We start from the raw sequence: 17,589 nt of genomic DNA on the forward strand, positions 1-17,589 counted from the left end.
CATCCGTGGCCATCTCGGTCTTCGACCTGTTCTCGATCGGCATCGGCCCGTCCAGCTCCCACACGGTCGGTCCGATGCGCGCGGCACGCATATTCGCCCGCCGGCTGCGCAACGAGGAGCTGCTCGGCTCCGTCGCGGCCCTGCGCTGCGAGCTGTACGGCTCACTCGGCGCGACCGGGCACGGCCACGGCACCCCGAAGGCGGTGCTGCTCGGCCTGGAGGGCGCCTCACCGCGCACCGTGGACGTGGAGACGGCCGACGAACGGGTGGAGGCGATCAGGCGGGCGGGACGGCTGAACGTCCTCGGTGAGCACGAGATCCCGTTCTCCTTCGACGACGACCTGGTCCTGCACCGCCGCAAGGCGCTGCCGTACCACGCCAACGGCATGACCATCTGGGCGTACGACGCCGACGGCGCCGAGCTGCTCTCCAAGACGTACTACTCGGTCGGCGGCGGCTTCGTGGTCGACGAGGACGCGGTGGGCGCGGACCGCATCAAGCTGGACGACACGGTGCTGAAGTACCCCTTCCGCACCGGTGACGAGCTGCTGCGCCGCACGAGCGAGACGGGCCTGTCCATCTCCTCGCTGATGCTGGAGAACGAGCGTGCCTGGCGCACCGAGGAGGAGATCCGGGCCGGCCTGCTGGAGATCTGGCGGGTGATGCGCGAGTGCGTGCAGCGCGGCATGTCCCGCGAGGGCATCCTGCCCGGCGGTCTGAAGGTCCGCCGCCGCGCGGCCGTCTCGGCCCGCCAGCTGCGTGCCGAGGGCGACCCGCTGGCGCACGCCATGGAGTGGATCACGCTCTACGCGATGGCCGTGAACGAGGAGAACGCGGCCGGCGGCCGGGTCGTCACCGCCCCGACCAACGGCGCGGCCGGCATCATCCCGGCGGTCCTGCACTACTACATCAACTTCGTCCCCGGCGCCGACGAGGACGGAGTCGTGCGGTTCCTGCTGGCGGCCGGCGCGATCGGCATGCTCTTCAAGGAGAACGCCTCCATCTCCGGCGCCGAGGTCGGCTGCCAGGGCGAGGTCGGCTCCGCCTGCTCCATGGCGGCCGGCGCCCTCGCCGAGGTGCTCGGCGGCTCCCCCGAGCAGGTGGAGAACGCGGCCGAGATCGGCATGGAGCACAACCTGGGCCTGACCTGCGACCCGGTCGGCGGCCTGGTGCAGATCCCGTGCATCGAGCGCAACGGCATGGCCGCGGTGAAGGCGGTCACGGCCGCGAAGATGGCGATGCGCGGCGACGGCTCCCACAAGGTGTCCCTGGACAAGGTCATCAAGACCATGAAGGACACCGGCGCGGACATGAGCGTCAAGTACAAGGAGACGGCCCGGGGCGGGCTGGCCGTGAACATCATCGAGTGCTGACTGCCGTTCCCCCGCACATGCGCGGACCGGGACGGGCGGCGGCTCTGCCGGGAGCCGCCGCTTCGCTGGTGGTGGCGCCGGGCAACGCCCACGCGGCGGCGCCCGAGTTCTCCGGGACGACGGCCGTCGGCACGCACAACGCGTACGACAAGGCCGAGTACACGTACTTCGCCGGCCGACGCCCGGCCCGCCCGCGACGCCCTCAGGGGCAAGTTCCTCTTCGCACTCGTCCCGGGCACGGTGGAGCGGTCCAACCCGTCCGACAGCACACCTCGTTCTGCTCCGCGCACCACTGCATCCTGATCGCCACGGACGCCCACGACGTGTCCCCGGCCATCTCCTCCACCAACCCGACGGACGCCGAACTCACCGGCCGTGCCGAGTTCGGTGACGACCCGGGCCTGAGGTTCCGGCCACGGCCGCAGGGGGCACAACTCCCCCATGCTCCATGGCATCGACGTCAGCGCCTACCAGTCCTCCTCCTATGCCACGGACGGCCTCTCGTTCGCCTTCGTCAAGGCGACGGAGGGCCGTTCGTACGTCAGTCCCCGGCTCTCCGCGCAAGTGAAGCGGGCCCGTGACGCCGGACTGGTCGTCGGCTTCTACCACTTCCTGTGGCCCGGCGACCTCACCGCCCAGGCCGAGTACTTCCTGGGGCACGCCCCCGACCGGCCGGGCGACATCCTCGCCGTCGACTGGGAGACCACCGGCGACGGCACGCACGCGAGCAACGCGGAGAAGGACCGCTTCCTGCGCAAGCTCAAGGCACTGCGGCCGGACAACCGGGTCGTCCTCTACTGCAACCGCCACTTCTGGCTGACGGTCGACACCACCTCGTACGCGGGCGACGGGCTCTGGATCGCCGACTACGTCACGGCCGGCAAGCCCCGCATCAGGGCCGAGTGGCTGTTCCACCAGTACACCAGCGAGCCGCACGACAAGGACGTGGCCCGGTTCGCGCACAAGGACGACCTGCGCGCGTGGGCCACGCCGTAGGGGCCGTGCGCAGGCGTCAGCCGCGGAAGTCCGCCGGGCGCTCCGGGGACGCCTCGGCCAGGGCCTTGCGCACGGCCTCGGTGCCGGCGCGCAGGCCGTAGACCGGGGTGCCGGGCTGCTGGCGCCAGGAGTCGTCGATGCCGCCCGCGTCGACCGTGTCGAAGCCCAGCTCCCCGATCAGGTCACGCACGGTCCGCTTGGCCGCCTCGTCGTCGCCGGCCACCGGCAGGGCCATGCGCTCGGGGTCGCCGGCGGGGCGTCCGCGGTCCAGGATGTCCTGCGCGTAGGTGCCGTTGAAGGCCTTGATCACCGGGTGGCCGAGGTGCTGCTCGGTCCAGCGGCTCTCGGTCAGGCCCTCGTCCTCGATGGCGGCGATCCGGCCGTCACGCTGCTGCGGGTAGTAGTTGCCGGTGTCGATCACCGCGACGTCCTCGGCCGCGCCGTCGAGCAGACCGGCGGGAAGGTCCGGGATCGCCTTCAGCGGGACGGTGACGACGACCACCTGGGCGTCCCTGGCCGCCTCTTCGGCCCGGACCGGGGTCGCGCCGGTCTCCTGAGCCAGGTCGCGGAGTGTCTCGGGGCCGCGGGAGTTGGCCACGGAGACGTCGTGGCCGAGGGCGGTGAGCCGTCGGGTGAGGTTGCCGCCGATGTTGCCCGCGCCGATGATGCCGATCTTCATGACAGGCCCTTCCGGGGTTGTCCATGCATGTGCATGGGTTGTGTCGAGCGACAACCGTGCGGGGCGGCGGGCTATTCCGTCCCCGCGGCGAACGGGTGAGAGCGGCAGGACGGGGTGGCGCCGGCCGGTACCGCGCGAGCGGTGGCTGATCCCGGCCGCAGGGGCCCGTGGACGGCGGGGGGGTGCCCGGTCCCCGTAGGGCGGGCACCCCCTGCCGTGGTCACTTGCTCAGGTAGGCCCAGAACTCGTCGAACGACAGCACCTTGTCGCCGTCGATGTCACGGGTGCGGATGATGGCCTCCGCCACCGTCTCGGTGACGTTCCAGTCACCCTGCTGGGCCAGGGCGGACTTGAACTCCGCCGCGGTGATGAATCCGTCACCGTCCGCGTCGATCCGCTGGAACTGCTTGCGTGCTTCCTCGATGTCCGCCACCGATCCGCCCCTTTTTGCTCGTGTGTCACATGCCGTACCGGCGTTCTGTCGCTGGTCAGATTAACGGCCCCCGGGAACACGGAGTGCGGCGACCACCCGGGCGCCGTCACCGTCGAGGGCGTCTGGGACTCTGGTCGTGCGGTGGGCGGAGACCGAAGGAGCGGATGTGGAGACCTTGCGGGACGTTCTCGGCGCGGCGGCGGCCGGTGTCTTCCCGCCGCCCGACGGCACTACGACGGTCCTGCCGCAGGCGTCACCGCGGGACGCGGGGGTGCTGTCGTTCACCGCGCACGCGGTCGTCTTCACGGACGAGGACCCGGCGTGGGTGGCGCAGACGCTGCGCGCCCTGGACTGCGATCCCCTGGCGGCGCCGATGCACCCCCGCTTCCTGGCCGCCCTCATGGACCGGACGGGGCGGCGGGCCGAGACGGTCGACGCGCTGCTGGTGGGCTCCCCGCTGCCGGGCGTACCGCCGCTCGCCCTGCGGGAGATCGAGGACGCCGGCCATCCCCGGATCCGGTACGCCCGGGGACGCCGGGACCAGGTGCGCGCCTGGACCGCCGAGGGCGGGGTGCTGGTCATGGGGCGCGGGGTCGCCGGACGCCTCGAGGTGTCGGTCGAGGTGGCCGGGGACGTACGCCGGGGCCTGGGCCGGCTGCTGGTCACCGCCGCCCGGCACCTGGTCACGGAGCCGCTGTGGGCGCAGGTGACCCCGGGGAACGCCCGCAGTCTGCGGGCGTTCCTGGCGGCCGGTTACCGCCCGGTGGGCGCGGAGGCGCTGCTGCTCGCCCCGGACGGCTGAGCGGGCGTCAGCGGAAGATGCCGGTGTGGCCGAGGGAGTAGCGGCCCGGCTGGGGGTAGACGGCGAGGCCGTGGGGGCCGCTGCCGACCTTGATGCGGGCCAGTTCGGTGCCGGTGCGGGTGTCGATGGCGTAGACCTCGGCGTTGTAGCGGCCGGACAGCCACAGGACCTTGCCGTCGGCGGAGACGCCGCCCATGTCGGGGCTGCCGCCGTCGGGCAGGTCCCACTTCCTGGTGAGCCGGTCGCGGGTGAAGTCGAAGATCGAGATGGTGCCCTCGCCCCGGTTGGAGACGTACATCTCCCGCGAGTCCCGGCTGACGTAGAGGCCGTGGGCGCCCTTGCCGGTGGCGAGGAAGCGGGGCCGGGTGAACGTGTCGCCGTCGAGGATCCACAGGCCGTTGGCCATCATGTCGGCGATGTAGAACAGCTTGCCGTCCGGGGAGATCTTCACATCCTGCGGCATGGCGCCGTGGAACGGCAGTTTCTGCTGGGCCACGACCTTCATCCGGGCGGTGTCGACCTTGAGCAGCTCGCCGCTGAACTCGCAGGAGACGACGAAGTAGCGGCCGTCGGCGGAGAAGTCGGCGTGGTTGACGCCGTAGCAGCTGACCGGGACGGACTTGACGACCTTCATGGTGTGCGCGTCGCGGAAGACCAGCCGGCGGTCCATGGAGGCCATGACCACGGCGTACTTCCCGTCGGGCGTGAAGTACAGGTTGTACGGGTCGTGCACGTCGACCGGTTCGCCGGCCTTGCCGGTCCTGGGGTCGATGGGGGTGAGGCTGTTGCCGAGGTCGTTGTTGACCCAGAGGGTCTTCAGGTCCCAGGACGGTACGACGTGCTGGGGCTGGCGGCCGACCGGGATCGTGTCGATCACCCGGTAGGTCGTGGGGTCGATGACGCTGACGGTGTCGGAGTTGGTGTTGGGGACGTACACGCGGGACGGGAAGCCCCGGACCACGGGCGAGAGCCGGCCGGGCCGGTCGGCGGCGTACAGGTCGGCCGGGTCCTCCACCGGCGGCATTCCGGGCAGCACGTTCACCCGGGGCTGCCTGCGCACCTCCGGCTGGACCGGGGTCCTGCTGACGGGGGCCTCGCCCCTGTGGGACCCGGTCCCGCCGTCGCACGCGGACAGCAGGGTCAGGGCGGTGACGGCGGCACCGGCGGCCAGCAGGCGGGCGGCATTCGTGGTTCGCATCAGCTCAGCAGCTCCGTGGTGGTGACCGCGCGCAGTCCGCGACGGCCGAGTTCGGTCAGGAGGTCGGGGAGGGCGGCGACCGTGTCCGGATATCCGAGGTGCAGGCTCACCACCGAGCCGTTGCGTACGTTGTCGAGGACCGTGCGGGTGACGGCGGGAGCGCCGGGGCGGGTGTAGTCGAGCGAGTCGACCTCGTACGACAGCACGTGCGGGTAGCCCGCGGCGTGGGCCAGCCGGGTGACGAGCGGGGAGGCGGTGGGGGCGCGGGAGGGGCGGAACCAGGCGCCGATGGATCCGGTGAGCCGCCGCAGCCGCTCGGCGCAGTCGGTGATCTCCCGGCGGGCGTCGGCCTCGGACATCGCGTTGACGGAGATGTGCCGCTGGGTGTGGTTGCCGAGGTCGTGGCCCCCGTCGAGGATGCGGCGGGCGAGGTCCGGGTGCTCGTCCAGCCAGGCGCCGACGGCGAGCACGGTGAGCCGGGCACCACGCTGCTCGGCCTCGGTGAACAGGGTGCGGGCGAGGGCGGGGTCGCCCTGGCCGTGGAAGGTGAGGGCCACCTGGGGGCGGGTGCGCGGGCCGTGGGTGAGCTGGGCGGGCAGGCCGGGGTAGGCGCGGGGAGCGGGGGCCGATGCGGGGCGCGCGGCCGGGGCGGCGGATGTCGGGGAGGCGGAGGCCGGGGCGGGGGGCGGGGTAGCCCGGCCGGTGCCGCAACCGGCGGCGAACGCGCCGCCGGCGACGAGCCCCGCGCCCGCGCGCAGCACTCCGCGACGGTTGGTGGTGGTCACGCGCACCATTTAAGGCGTGATGGGTGGAAAAACGGCCGATTAGCCCGACCGGGGGGCGATTTCGGGTCGCGGCGCCGGGAGCGGCGTCAGCGGTCGGTGACCCGCATCTCGAACCAGGTCGTCTTGCCCCGCGGCAGCAGGTCGACGCCCCAGCGGTCGGAGAGCTTGTCCACGAGGAACAGGCCGCGTCCGCTGACGTCCAGTTCCTGGACCGGCATCAGACAGGGCAGCCCGCGTGACGGGTCGCGGACCTCCACCCGGACCCAGCCGGGGCGGCGGCGCATCCGCAGGCCGAAGACGCGGGCGCCGGTGTGCCGTACGGCGTTGCCGACGAGTTCGGAGACGAGCAGGACAGCGTCCTCGGCCAGCTTGGGGGTGAGCCGCCAGGTGCGCAGGACGACGACCTGGGCGAGGCGGCGGGCGGTGGCCGCGGATTCGGGGCGGGACGGCAGCGGCACCTCCGCCTCCGTGGGGTTCCCGAACAGTTCGAGCGCCTTGAGCGCCTGTTCGTCCTCGACCGCGGGCGACCAGCGTGCCGCGGCTGCACGGCCTTGTCCCCGCGGCTGTTCGATGCCCTCCAGCCCCGCCATGTGCCCATGATGGCCGTCCGGCGCCCCCTCGGGGGCCGTTCCGGGGGAATGCGCCCCCCGCACGCCCCCGTTCCACCCCATGCGACCGGCATATGCCCTCGGCACGACAGCGTCCGGCACAGCCTGTCCGACCTGCGGCGACGGCTCGCAACCGGGCAATCGACGGGCTCCCTCGACGCGACAGACTTAAGGTTGCCTTAAGGCTCCCATAAACCGCCCCATCGAGGGACCCGAACGGGACGATGCGCCAACTCCCGGTTCACTCATGGGAGTTACGCAGACCTCCGAGCCGCCGACGACCCGGCCTGGGCCCTCTCGTTCGGCTCAGGCCGAACGAGAGACCCTAGAGGAACTTGGCCTTGCCCGGCCCCTCCTCCACGAAACTGCGCATGCCGCGCTCGCGGTCCTCGGTGGCGAACAGTCCCGCGAACCAGTTCCGTTCCACGGCGAGCCCCGTCTCGATGTCGGTCTCCAGGCCCGTGTCGACGGACTCCTTGGCCGCGCGCAGCGCGATCGCCGGGCCCTTGGCCAGCCCGGCGGCCCAGGCGTGCGCCTGCTCGTACACCTCGGCGGCCGGCACGACCCGGTCCACCAGACCGATCGCGAGGGCCTCGTCGGCCCTGACCTGACGGCCCGTGAAGATCAGGTCCTTGGCCCGGGAGGGCCCGACCAGCCGGGCCAGCCGCTGGGTGCCGCCCGCGCCCGGGATCAGGCCGAGCAGGATCTCGGGCTGGCCGAGCTTGGCGTTGTCGGCGGCGATGCGGTAGTCGGCGCAGAGCGCCAGTTCGCAGCCGCCGCCGAGCGCGTAGCCGGTGACGGCGGCGACGACGGGCTTGGGGATGCGGGCCACGGCGGTGAAGGAGTCCTGGAGGGCGCGGGCCCGCAGGACCATGCCCGCGTGGTCCATGTTCTGCATCTCCTTGATGTCCGCGCCCGCCGCGAACACCCGCTCACCGCCGTAGATCACCACGGCGCGCACGTCGTCGCGGCGCGTGGCCTCCTCGGCGAGTTCCTTCAGCCGGTCCTGGGTGGCGATGTCCAGCGCGTTCATCGGCGGCCGGTCCAGACGCAGCGTGCCGACGCCTTCGGCGACTTCGAGAGAGACGGTCATGCAGGCAGGTTAACGGCGACTAACGCCGGACGGCCCGGTGCCGTAGGTCACAGCACCGGGCCCGTGGGGCGGGTGGGCTCACTTCTTCCAGTCGGCCCAGGACATGTTCCAGCCGTTCAGGCCGTTCGCCGGGTCCACCGTGCGGTCGTGGGAGTTCTTCACGACCACCACGTCACCGACGATCGAGTGGTTGAAGAACCAGGCCGCCGGGACGGAGCCGTCGTAGCCGCCGCGCACGTCGCGCAGGCCCACACAGCCGTGGCTGGCGTTGTAGTGGCCGAAGGCGCCGCCGCCCCAGTAGTTGCCGTGGATGAAGGTGCCGGAGGTGGTGAGGCGGATGGCGTGCGGGACGTCCTTGATGTCGTACTCGCCGCCGTAGCCGACGGTCTCGCCGTTCATGCGGGTCACGGAGAGCTTCTCGCTCATGACCATCCGGCCGTTCCAGGTCTCGTACCCGGCCTTGCCGGTGGTGACCGGGAGGGTTCTGACGGTCCTGCCGTCCTGGGTGACCCGCATCGTGTGCTTCTTGGCGTCCACGACGGAGACCTGGTTGCGGCCGATGGTGAACTTCACGGTCTTGTGCTGCTTGCCGTAGACGCCGTCGCGGCCCTCGACGCCGTCCAGGTCGAGGTCGACGGTGACCTTGGTGCCGGACTTCCAGTACGCCTCGGGGCGGAAGTCCAGGCGGTCGTTGCCGAACCAGTGGCCCTCGACGTCGACGGCCGGCTCGGTCCTGATCCGGATGGCCTTCTCGACCGCGTCCGCCCGGGTGATGCCCCGGGTGAAACGTATGGAGAACGGCATGCCGACGCCGACGGTGGAGCCGTCCTCGGGGGTGAAGTCGCCGACGAAGGTGTTCTTCGGCGTGAGGGTGGTGAACGTCGCGTCCTCGGCGGCCTCGCGGCCCTCGGAGTCCTTGGCGACCGCGTGCACGGTGTACTTGGTGGCCGCGGCCAGATGGGTCGACGGGGTCCAGGAGGCGCCGCCCGCGGTGATGGCCCCGGCTATCTCGCCGCCCTTGGCGTCCTTGACGGTGACCCGGGTCAGCCTGCCCTTCGCGACGGCGACTTTGAGCGCGCCGCTGGTGTCGACGCCGGTGGCACCGGACCTGGGGGCGATGCTGACGGCAGCCGTGGACTGTGCGCCCTGTCCGCTGCCCCGGCCCTCGCCCTTTCCGTTCCCAGAACCGGAGTCCCCGCCTCCGCCGCACGCGGCGAGCGACAGCACCAGGGCGCCGGCTATGAGTGCCAGTCCCCCACGGCCTCCCCGCCCCCGAGCCGACGCCCCCGTCACAGGCCGCACGTCCACCTTGTTCTCCCCTCGCCGGACCCGCGAAGGCCCGCTCCCCACCACATCGGTGCGCGCATATTAACCGCCTGGTTTTGAGCGGAGTGTCAGACAGATGTCACCGTTCCGTCGCAAGTCGCGCCCGGCACCCCGCCGCGGCCCCGCCCCTCACCCTGTTACTTCACCGCGCTGCCCGCCTTCCACTCCTTCCAGCGCATGTTCCACCCGCCGAGGCCGTTGTCGGGTGCGACCGTCCTGTCCTTGCTGTGCACGACCTCGATGACGTCTCCGACGAGACTGCGGTCGAAGAACCAGCCGGCGGGAGTGTCCGAGCTGCCCCCCTTGACGTCCACCAGTCCCACGCAGCCATGACTGACGTTGACCTCTCCCGGGGCCTGCGGGGCCCAGTAGTTGCCGTGCAGGAAGGTGCCCGAATCGGTCAGCTTCATGGCGTGCGGGACGTCCGGGATGTCGTACTCGCCGCCGAAGCCGACCGTGCGGCTGTTCATGCGGGTGACCTCCAGCATGTCCATCACCACCATCTTCCCGTTGTACGTCGGGTGTTCGGGGGCCCCCGCGGTGATGGGCACGGTGGCGAGGAGCTGTCCGTCGCGCCGTACGGCCATGGTGTGTTTCGCGGCGTCGACCAGGGAGACCTGGCTGCGGCCGACGGTGAAGGCGAACGTCCTGTCCTGGAGCCCGTAGACGCCGGGTGCGCCCTGCACGTCCCGCAGGTGCAGGTCGACGGTGACCTCGGTGCCGGGCTTCCAGTAGCGCTCGGGACGGAAGTCCAGGCGGCTTCTGCCGAACCAGTGCGGCCGGATCTCGGCCGGGGGCCGGGCGCTGACGCGGACGGCGCGTTCGACGGCGGCCCGGTCGGCGATGTCACGGTTGAAGGAGAGGGAGACGATCATGCCGGTGCCCACGGTGGCGCGGTTCTCGGGGGTGACGTAGCCGATGAACCGCTCGTCGGGGACGTAGGTGGTGAAGGTGGTGTGCCGGGCGGCGCGGCGGCCGTGGGAGTCCAGCGCCACCGCGTCCACGGTGTACCGGGCGGCGAGCGCCAGCCGGTCGTCGTCGGGCCGCCAGGTCAGCCCGTCGTCGCTGATCCGCCCCGGGATCGGCGAACTCTGCGCGTCCTGCTCCCTGACCACCGTCACCTTCTCCAGGCGCCCGCCGGGCACCCGCACCCGCAGCCGCTCGCCGGGGCGCACGGCCTTGCCGCCGTCAGCGGGGGTGACCCGGATGACGTCCTCGGCTGCCGGGGGTCTGCCCGGGCCCCCGCCCATGTCCAGCGGCCCGGAGCCGTCCGAGGAGCAGCCCACCAGCAGCCCCGCCCATGTCAGTACGGCGGCCAGCGCGGCCCCCACGCGCCGTGCGCGTCGTTGTACGTGCCTCACACGACACCCAACGACGGGGCCGCCCCGGGGAAACGTGAGTGCGAGCCACGCACTGGGCAGAACAGAGGGAAGGACGACACGTGGGGGTGCCTCCCCGGGACGGGGGGCACCCCCATCCCGGCCGGAGCCACTGGGAAGAGGGGCCGACTGTGACGAGCGCAGCCGAGCAGCGGGCACCGGCCGGGGAGCCGGCCGGGAGCGGGCAGACGGCGGCGGTGAGGGGCGCCCGGCGTGCCGTACCGCCCGTCCCGGCCGCGTGGCCGGGTGCGCCGACTCCGCTGGGGGCCCGGTTCCGGGTCGGCCCGGACGGGGTCGCCGGCACCAACTTCGCCCTGTGGGCGGCCGGGGCGGAGGCCGTGCGGGTGTGTCTGTTCGACGAGGGCGGCCGGGAGACACGGATCCCGCTGACCGAGCTGACGCACGAGATATGGCACGGCTTCGTGCCCGGGGTGCTGCCCGGGCAGCGGTACGGCTACCGGGTGGACGGCCGCTGGGACCCGTGGACCGGCGCCCGCTGGAACCCGGCGAAGCTGCTGCTGGACCCGTACGCACGGGCGGTGGACGGCGAGTTCGGCCTGCCGCCGCAGGTGTACGGGCACGTCCGGGACTGGCCGGAGCAGCATGTCGCGGACACCGTGCGCGACGAGCGTGACTCGGCGCCGTACGTCCCGAAGGGCGTCGTCGTCCACGACGACGACGACTGGTCCGACGACCACCGCCCGAAGACACCGTGGGCGGACTCGGTCATCTACGAGCTCCACGTGCGCGGATTCACCCGTCTGCACCCGGACATCCCCGAGGAACTGCGCGGCACGTACGCCGGGCTGGCGCACCCGGCCGCGATCGAGCACCTGGTGCGCCTCGGCGTCACGGCCGTCGAGCTGCTCCCCGTCCACCAGTTCGCGCACGAGGACCACCTGCTGCGCCGGGGCCTGCGGAACTACTGGGGCTACAACTCGATCGGCTACTTCGCCCCGCACGCGGCCTACGCGGCCTCCGGTACGACGGGAGCACAGGTGGGCGAGTTCAAGCGGATGGTGCGCGCGCTGCACGCGGCCGGCATCGAGGTCATCCTCGACGTGGTCTACAACCACACGGCGGAGGCCGGCGAGCTGGGGCCGACGCTGTCCCTCAAGGGCATCGACAACCGCGGCTACTACCGGCTCCAGGACGACGCCCGCCGGTACGCCGACTACACCGGCTGCGGCAACACCCTGCACGTCGTCCAGCCCCAGGTGCTGCGCCTGATCACCGACTCGCTGCGCTACTGGGTGACCGAGATGGGCGTGGACGGCTTCCGCTTCGACCTCGCGGCGGCGCTGGCCCGCTCGATGCACGACGTCGACATGCTCTCGCCGTTCCTGGCGGTCATCGCCCAGGACCCGGTGCTGCGCCGGGTGAAACTGATCGCCGAACCATGGGACATCGGCTCCGGTGGCTACCAGGTGGGCGCCTTCCCGCCCCTGTGGACCGAGTGGAACGACCGCTACCGCAACGCGGTCCGGGACTTCTGGCGGCACGCCCTGCCGGACGTGCGCGAGATGGGCTACCGCCTCTCCGGCTCCAGCGACCTGTACGCCTGGGGCGGCCGGCGCCCGTACGCCTCGGTCAACTTCGTCACCGCGCACGACGGCTTCACCCTGCGCGACCTGGTGTCGTACGAGACGAAGCACAACGAGGCCAACGGCGAGAACAACCGGGACGGCACGGACGACAACCGCTCCTGGAACGGCGGGACCGAGGGCGACACGGACGACGAGCGGGTGCGGGCGCTGCGGCGCCGGCAGCTGCGCAACCTCCTCACCACCCTGCTGCTGTCCACCGGCGTGCCCATGCTGGTGGCCGGTGACGAGCTGGGCCGCACCCAGCGCGGCAACAACAACGCCTACTGCCAGGACAACGAGATCAGCTGGCTCGACTGGTCGCTGCTGGAGGACCCCGGCTGGCGGGCGCTGTACGACCTGACCTCCCGGCTGATCGCGCTGCGCCACCGCCACCCGGTGCTGCGCCGCCGGGCCTTCTTCTCCGGCCGGGCCCAGACCGCGGACGGGCTGCGCGACCTGGCCTGGTTCACCGCGCGGGGCGCGGAGATGACCGAGGGCGACTGGTACGCTCCGGCGGCCACGCTCGGCATGTACCTCTCCGGGCGGGACATACCGGGCCGGGACGAGCGGGGCGCGCCGGTGGTGGACGACAGCTTCCTCGCGGTGCTGCACGCCGGGGACCGGCCGACGGGCTTCGTGCTGCCCGGACCGCCGTGGGCCGAGCGGTACGAGGTCGTCGTGGACACCTCGCGGGAGGAACAGGCCGAGGCACCGGACACGGTCCATCCGGCGGGAGCGGAGATCACCGTGCCGGCACGGGCGGTCCTGCTCCTGCGGGTCGCCTGAACCGGCCCGGACGGCGGTGCGAGAGACTCCCCGGAGCCTGTGCACCGGCTGTGCGTGACGCGGATCACGCTCACCGGATGCAGCGCGGGCGGGGGTCCAGGGCCTTTCTCCTGGTGTGAACAGCCGGCGAGAACGGGGACCGTGGGGATGGAGCAGACCAGGGCCGGTGAGTACGACGCGTTCGTGGCGGCCCGCTGGTCGGTGTTGTTCCATCTCGCCCGTCTGCTCACCGGAGGAGACCGGTACCGCGCCGAGGACCTGTTGCAGGAGTCCTTGGTCAAGCTGTGGTTCGTCTGGCCGAAGGTCGCCGACGAGGCACCGGAGGCGTACGTCCGCAAGGTGCTGGCACGGGCCGCTGCCCGGTCGGCGCGCCGCCGCTGGTGGGGCGAACGGCCCGTGGAGGAGCTGCCCGAGGTGGTGGCGGCCGGCGACGTGTCGGCGACCGTGGCCGAGCGCTCCCGCCTCGAGACGGCGCTCGCCCAGCTGCCTCCGCGGCAGCGGGCCGCGGTGGTGCTGCGCTACTACCAGGACCTGCCCGACCGGCAGGTGGCGGAGACCCTCGGCTGCCCGGTGGGCACGGCACGGTCCCATGCCGCGCGCGGGGTGGCCCGGCTGCGCCGGCTCCTGGCCGACGTCATCGAGCCGGTGGGGTGAGGGAGGACCCATGGACCGCATGGACCGCAGGAACGGCTTGGACGGCATGGACGGCACGGACGGGACGGACCGCACGGACGGCACGGACCGCGTGGACCACTTCGAGCGGCAGCTGACACAGCTCATGCACCAGGCCCGGCAGCCGGCGCCGTTCGAACCCCGGCACCGGGACGCGCTCCGCGCCGGCGTGCGCACCCGGCACCGGGTGCGCACGGCACGCCGGGCCGCCGGCTCGGTGCTGGCCGTGGCCGGCCTCGGCCTGGGGCTGCTGCTGTGGCCGCACGGCCACACCGACGACCGGCCCAGCGCACCGCGCCCCCGGCCACTGACCAGTCCGGCGCCCAGCCCCAGCACTTCGCCGTCGCCGTCGTCGTCAGAGCCACCCTCACCGTCGCAGTCGTCGTCCCGGTCGCCCGGCGCGCCGCCGACCACGTCGTTCCCGACGACGGTCCCGCCCACGCCGCCCGGCACCGCGACGGCCACGGCCGGATCGGGCCCCGGATCGGGCCCCGGCTCGGGCACGGCCACCGCCACCGGCCGGCCGCCGTCGGCCACGGCCGGCTCCCGGGCCGGCGGCAGCACCACACCGCCGGCCACGGCACCGGCGCACACACCCGCCGTGCCGTCGGACCGGCCCTCCTCGACCGCCGGCCCGGCCGGCTAGCCCCCGCTTCACCCTCCGCCCCCGCGCGCCCCCGGCACGCCCGACACACCTGACCCACAGGGATTGACGTGACACACATACGACCGAGCCGGCCACCGGCGGTGACCCCGGCGTCCCGGCGCGCGCCCCTGCCGACGGATCCCGACGAGCCCGTCCTGGACGTGGCCGTACCGGTGTTCAACGAGGAGAAGGACCTGGAGCCGAACGTCCGGCGGCTGCACACACACCTGCGGGACACCTTCCCCTACCCGTTCCGGATCACCATCGCCGACAACGCGAGCACCGACCGCACCCCGGCCATCTCCGCCCTGCTCGCCGGTGAACTCCCCGAGGTGACCTCGCTGCGGCTGCCCGAGAAGGGCCGCGGCCGGGCGCTGCGGGCGGCCTGGTCGGGTTCCCGGGCGCCCGTGCTGGCGTATCTCGACGTGGACCTGTCCACCGGGCTCGCCGCGCTGCTGCCGCTGGTCGCCCCGCTGATCTCGGGCCACTCCGACGTGGCCATCGGCACCCGGCTCGCCCCGGGCGCCCAGGTGGTGCGCGGGGCCAAGCGCGAGGTCATATCCCGTTGTTACAACGCGCTGCTGCGCTGCACGCTCGCCGTCGGCTTCTCCGACGCCCAGTGCGGGTTCAAGGCGGTCCGGCGGGAGACCGCCGAGCGGCTGCTGCCGCTGGTGCGGGACGGGGAGTGGTTCTTCGACACCGAACTGCTGGTGCTCGCCGAGCGGGCGGGCCTGCGGATCCACGAGGTTCCGGTGGACTGGGTCGACGACCCCGACAGCAGTGTCGACCTCCTCGCCACCGCGCTGGCCGACCTGCGGGGGATCGTCCGGATGCGGCGCACCCTGGCCCGCCGGCGTCCCGGGCCGGTGACCCGGTGACCGCGACCCTGCCCGGGACGGTGGCGCCGGCGGCCCGGACCGCGCCCGGCATCCGGCTCCGGGCCGCCGCTCGCCGTCACGGACCGGTCCTGGCCCTGTTCGGCGCGCTGAAGCTGGCCGGTTTCTGCTCCTTCATGTACCTGTTGTCCGCCACCGGCGACTACCGCACCAGGCACCCCCGGTTCGGCGGCGGCGCGCACGCCTGGGACGTGCTGGCCACCTGGGACGGCTGGTGGTACCAGCAGATCGCGCTGCACGGCTACGACCCGAAGCTGGTCCCTGTCCCGGGAGCCACCGGCCTGATCACGCTGGAGGGCAATTCGGCGGCGTTCTTCCCGCTGTACCCGGCCCTGATCCGGCTGACGTCGGGCGTCACCGGCCTCGGCTCGTACGGCGCCGGACTGCTGGTCTCGATCCTCGCCTCCTTCGCCGCCGCCCTCGGCGTGTACGCCGTCGCCGAGCGGTTCGGCGGCCGGCGGGCCGGGTTCGCGGCGGCCGGGCTGTGGGCGGTGTGGCCGGGCTCGGGCGTGGAGTGGGCGGTCTACTCCGACTCGCTCTACGTGGCCCTCGCCGTCTGGGCCTGTCACGCCGTCATCACCCGCCGCTGGCTCACCGCCGGGGCGCTCACCTTCACGGCCGGCCTCAACCGGCCCACGGCCGCCGCCCTGATCGCCGCGCTCGGCGTCGCCGCGCTGCTCGCCCTGCGCCGCCGCGAGGAAGGCGCCCTGCGTCCGCTGCTCGCCACGGCACTGGCCCCGCTGGGACTGCTCGGCTATCTGCTCTGGGTCGGCAACCGCATGGGTGACCTGGGCGGCTACTTCAAGCTCCAGTCGGGCGCCTGGGCGCACCGCTTCGACTACGGCAAGCAGACCCTGGACGTGCTGACGTCCGTACCCGTGGGCAAGTTCACCTATCTCTTCGCCTACCCCTTCCCGGACGTCATCTCCGTCGGCGTCATCCTGCTGGCCTGCGCGCTGCTGCCGCTGCTGCTGCGGCTGCGCCCGCCGCCGATGCTGGTCGTGTACACCGTCCTGACGCTGGCCCTGGTGCTCGGCAGCCAGCAGATCGTCGCCAACATCTCCCGCTATCTGCTGCCCTGCTTCCCGCTGTTCCTGCCGCTCGCCGTCGCGATGCGCCGGCTGAGCCTGCCCGTGCAGTGCACGCTGCTCGGCATCGCGGCGGTGGCCTCCGGGTCGTACGCGGGGTACGCGCTCTTCGAGCTGGGGGTGCCGTAGGAGCCCGGGTCATGAGCCGGCTCCTCGGTCATCGCCTCCCCCTGCCCGAGTCGAACCGCCTGACGTAACGGGCCTGGTCGGCGAGGTAGCCGTCCGTGAACAGCCTTCTCGGCAGGAAGATCGCGGTGGCCGTGAGCAGCGGCTCGCGACTCTCGAGTTCGTGGTCGACGAGCGAGTGTGTGGCGCCGGGATAGTGCGCGACCTCCAGCGTGGAGGGGGGCAGGACGTCGCGGTAGACGCTCTCCGTCTCGGCCGCGTCCACATGCACGTCGTGACCGGCCAGGACCAGCAGGACGGGAGTGCCCCGCATGGCGCGCAGATCGGCGACCGCGTCGGCGGTGTAGTTCCGGGTCACGAACCGCCACCGTCCGCGGGTCATGTCGGCGTCGCGCCCGAGCGTGGCGCGGTACTCGTCGTACGTCGCGCCCCGGCGCAACAGGGCGACGGTCGTCTCACTGCGCCGCAGCGCCCGCGCGGTCTCCCGGGGGCCGGCGCCGTCCCGCCGGAGCTGGGTGAGGAGGTCGTAGCGGCCCTGCCGGAGCCAGTTGACGGCCGGGGCGACGGCGATGACGAACCGGATCGAGCGGTCCGCGGCGGCGACCTTGGGCAGCACCCATCCCGCCTGGCTCGCCCCCCACAACCCGATGCGGCGACCGTCGATGTCGGTGCGGCCGCGGGCCCAGGCGACCGCGGCCAGGGTCTCTCGCGCGCGATCGGCCATGCTCTGCTCCAGCCAGTCGCCCTCGGAGTCCGCCACCCCCGGTTTGTCGAACGACAGCGACGCGTAGCCCGCGCGGGCGAAGGACTCCCACAACGGCCGGTAGAACGTGTCGTGCGTGGCGTCCGTCGGTCCGTCACCGTGGACGAAGACGACCAGCCCGTACGGCCCGTGCCCTGTCTCGGGGCGGGCGAGCACCCCTTCCAGCCGGTGCCCGTCGTGCCGCAGCACCACCCGCTCCTCACGCAGGGCGTACGTGTTCTGCCACACCACCACCCCACCGAGACCGGCGGCCGTCACGAGGACGCCGACCACCGACCACGCGATCCTTCGCAGCCACCGCCCGTGGCGCGGCCCGGTGGTCCTCTCACGTCGTCCCGGCACGATTTCCCCCGA

The 17,589-nt window shown here is 72.7% G+C and carries 16 protein-coding genes and 1 pseudogene; 8 read left to right on the forward strand and 9 right to left on the reverse strand.

Annotation, left to right across the window (positions count from 1 at the left end; all coding sequences use genetic code 11):
* The first annotated feature begins 5 nt into the window (after nucleotides 1-5).
* Both ACF1BE_RS28540 and ACF1BE_RS28545 read left to right on the forward strand, forming a co-directional pair.
* Complete coding sequence (locus ACF1BE_RS28540) at nucleotides 6-1,373, forward strand: L-serine ammonia-lyase (RefSeq protein ID WP_392201882.1); 1,368 nt, start codon at nucleotides 6-8, stop codon at nucleotides 1,371-1,373.
* Between the two features lie 441 nt (nucleotides 1,374-1,814).
* Nucleotides 1,815-2,369: a glycoside hydrolase family 25 protein gene (locus ACF1BE_RS28545; RefSeq protein ID WP_392201883.1), complete on the forward strand. Its 555-nt coding sequence runs from the start codon at nucleotides 1,815-1,817 to the stop codon at nucleotides 2,367-2,369.
* Between the two features lie 16 nt (nucleotides 2,370-2,385).
* Here the strand turns inward: ACF1BE_RS28545 and ACF1BE_RS28550 are convergent, their stop codons facing one another.
* Together ACF1BE_RS28550 and ACF1BE_RS28555 are read right to left on the reverse strand one after the other, a co-directional pair.
* A complete protein-coding gene (locus tag ACF1BE_RS28550) occupies nucleotides 2,386-3,048 on the reverse strand; it encodes an NADPH-dependent F420 reductase (protein ID WP_392201884.1) in 663 nt (220 codons plus the stop codon).
* Between the two features lie 220 nt (nucleotides 3,049-3,268).
* Nucleotides 3,269-3,481 (reverse strand): EF-hand domain-containing protein, encoded by a 213-nt coding sequence (locus ACF1BE_RS28555; RefSeq protein WP_392201885.1) that lies wholly within the window; start codon nucleotides 3,479-3,481, stop codon nucleotides 3,269-3,271.
* 166 nt (nucleotides 3,482-3,647) lie between these two features.
* Between ACF1BE_RS28555 and ACF1BE_RS28560 the strand changes: the two genes are divergently transcribed.
* Nucleotides 3,648-4,283: a GNAT family N-acetyltransferase gene (locus ACF1BE_RS28560; RefSeq protein WP_392201886.1), complete on the forward strand. Its 636-nt coding sequence runs from the start codon at nucleotides 3,648-3,650 to the stop codon at nucleotides 4,281-4,283.
* A 7-nt stretch (nucleotides 4,284-4,290) separates the two neighbouring features.
* Here ACF1BE_RS28560 and ACF1BE_RS28565 read toward each other — a convergent pair whose 3' ends face one another.
* The 6 genes from ACF1BE_RS28565 to ACF1BE_RS28590 all read right to left on the reverse strand — a co-directional run bounded on the left by ACF1BE_RS28565 (nucleotide 4,291) and on the right by ACF1BE_RS28590 (nucleotide 10,654).
* Nucleotides 4,291-5,481 carry a hypothetical protein gene (locus ACF1BE_RS28565; RefSeq protein WP_392201887.1) on the reverse strand — a complete coding sequence of 397 codons (1,191 nt, stop codon included), beginning with the start codon at nucleotides 5,479-5,481 and terminating at the stop codon, nucleotides 4,291-4,293.
* Nucleotides 5,481-6,275: a polysaccharide deacetylase family protein gene (locus ACF1BE_RS28570; protein ID WP_392201888.1), complete on the reverse strand. Its 795-nt coding sequence runs from the start codon at nucleotides 6,273-6,275 to the stop codon at nucleotides 5,481-5,483. The genes ACF1BE_RS28565 and ACF1BE_RS28570 overlap by 1 nt, the downstream gene beginning before the upstream one ends.
* A gap of 77 nt (nucleotides 6,276-6,352) precedes the next feature.
* Nucleotides 6,353-6,856 carry an ATP-binding protein gene (locus ACF1BE_RS28575; RefSeq protein WP_392201889.1) on the reverse strand — a complete coding sequence of 168 codons (504 nt, stop codon included), beginning with the start codon at nucleotides 6,854-6,856 and terminating at the stop codon, nucleotides 6,353-6,355.
* Between the two features lie 343 nt (nucleotides 6,857-7,199).
* Nucleotides 7,200-7,967: an enoyl-CoA hydratase/isomerase family protein gene (locus ACF1BE_RS28580; protein ID WP_392201890.1), complete on the reverse strand. Its 768-nt coding sequence runs from the start codon at nucleotides 7,965-7,967 to the stop codon at nucleotides 7,200-7,202.
* Between the two features lie 78 nt (nucleotides 7,968-8,045).
* Nucleotides 8,046-9,275, reverse strand: coding sequence for an Ig-like domain-containing protein (locus ACF1BE_RS28585; protein WP_392201891.1), 1,230 nt, complete (start codon nucleotides 9,273-9,275; stop codon nucleotides 8,046-8,048).
* Between the two features lie 155 nt (nucleotides 9,276-9,430).
* Entirely contained in the window at nucleotides 9,431-10,654 is a 1,224-nt protein-coding gene (locus ACF1BE_RS28590) for an Ig-like domain-containing protein (protein WP_392201892.1), read from the reverse strand.
* Nucleotides 10,655-10,803: 149 nt separating this feature from the next.
* Here ACF1BE_RS28590 and glgX point away from each other — a divergent pair, with 149 nt between their 5' ends.
* The 5 genes and pseudogenes from glgX to ACF1BE_RS28615 all read left to right on the forward strand — a co-directional run bounded on the left by glgX (nucleotide 10,804) and on the right by ACF1BE_RS28615 (nucleotide 16,475).
* Nucleotides 10,804-13,044 carry a glycogen debranching protein GlgX gene (gene glgX / locus ACF1BE_RS28595; protein ID WP_392201893.1) on the forward strand — a complete coding sequence of 747 codons (2,241 nt, stop codon included), beginning with the start codon at nucleotides 10,804-10,806 and terminating at the stop codon, nucleotides 13,042-13,044.
* 147 nt (nucleotides 13,045-13,191) lie between these two features.
* The gene (locus tag ACF1BE_RS28600; protein WP_392201894.1) at nucleotides 13,192-13,698 is read left to right on the forward strand and encodes a SigE family RNA polymerase sigma factor; all 507 of its coding nucleotides are present in this window, start codon (nucleotides 13,192-13,194) and stop codon (nucleotides 13,696-13,698) included.
* A gap of 10 nt (nucleotides 13,699-13,708) precedes the next feature.
* Nucleotides 13,709-14,362, forward strand: coding sequence for a hypothetical protein (locus ACF1BE_RS28605; RefSeq protein WP_392201895.1), 654 nt, complete (start codon nucleotides 13,709-13,711; stop codon nucleotides 14,360-14,362).
* Between the two features lie 101 nt (nucleotides 14,363-14,463).
* Nucleotides 14,464-15,213, forward strand: a pseudogene (locus tag ACF1BE_RS28610) (dolichyl-phosphate beta-glucosyltransferase); the annotation flags it as partial.
* A gap of 23 nt (nucleotides 15,214-15,236) precedes the next feature.
* Nucleotides 15,237-16,475 (forward strand): hypothetical protein, encoded by a 1,239-nt coding sequence (locus tag ACF1BE_RS28615; protein ID WP_392201896.1) that lies wholly within the window; start codon nucleotides 15,237-15,239, stop codon nucleotides 16,473-16,475.
* A gap of 28 nt (nucleotides 16,476-16,503) precedes the next feature.
* Here ACF1BE_RS28615 and ACF1BE_RS28620 read toward each other — a convergent pair whose 3' ends face one another.
* Nucleotides 16,504-17,508 carry an alpha/beta hydrolase family protein gene (locus ACF1BE_RS28620; protein ID WP_392201897.1) on the reverse strand — a complete coding sequence of 335 codons (1,005 nt, stop codon included), beginning with the start codon at nucleotides 17,506-17,508 and terminating at the stop codon, nucleotides 16,504-16,506.
* Nucleotides 17,509-17,589 lie beyond the last annotated feature (81 nt).

It is taken from the genome of Streptomyces sp. NPDC014991, assembly GCF_043080665.1.
GTDB lineage: Bacteria > Actinomycetota > Actinomycetes > Streptomycetales > Streptomycetaceae > Streptomyces.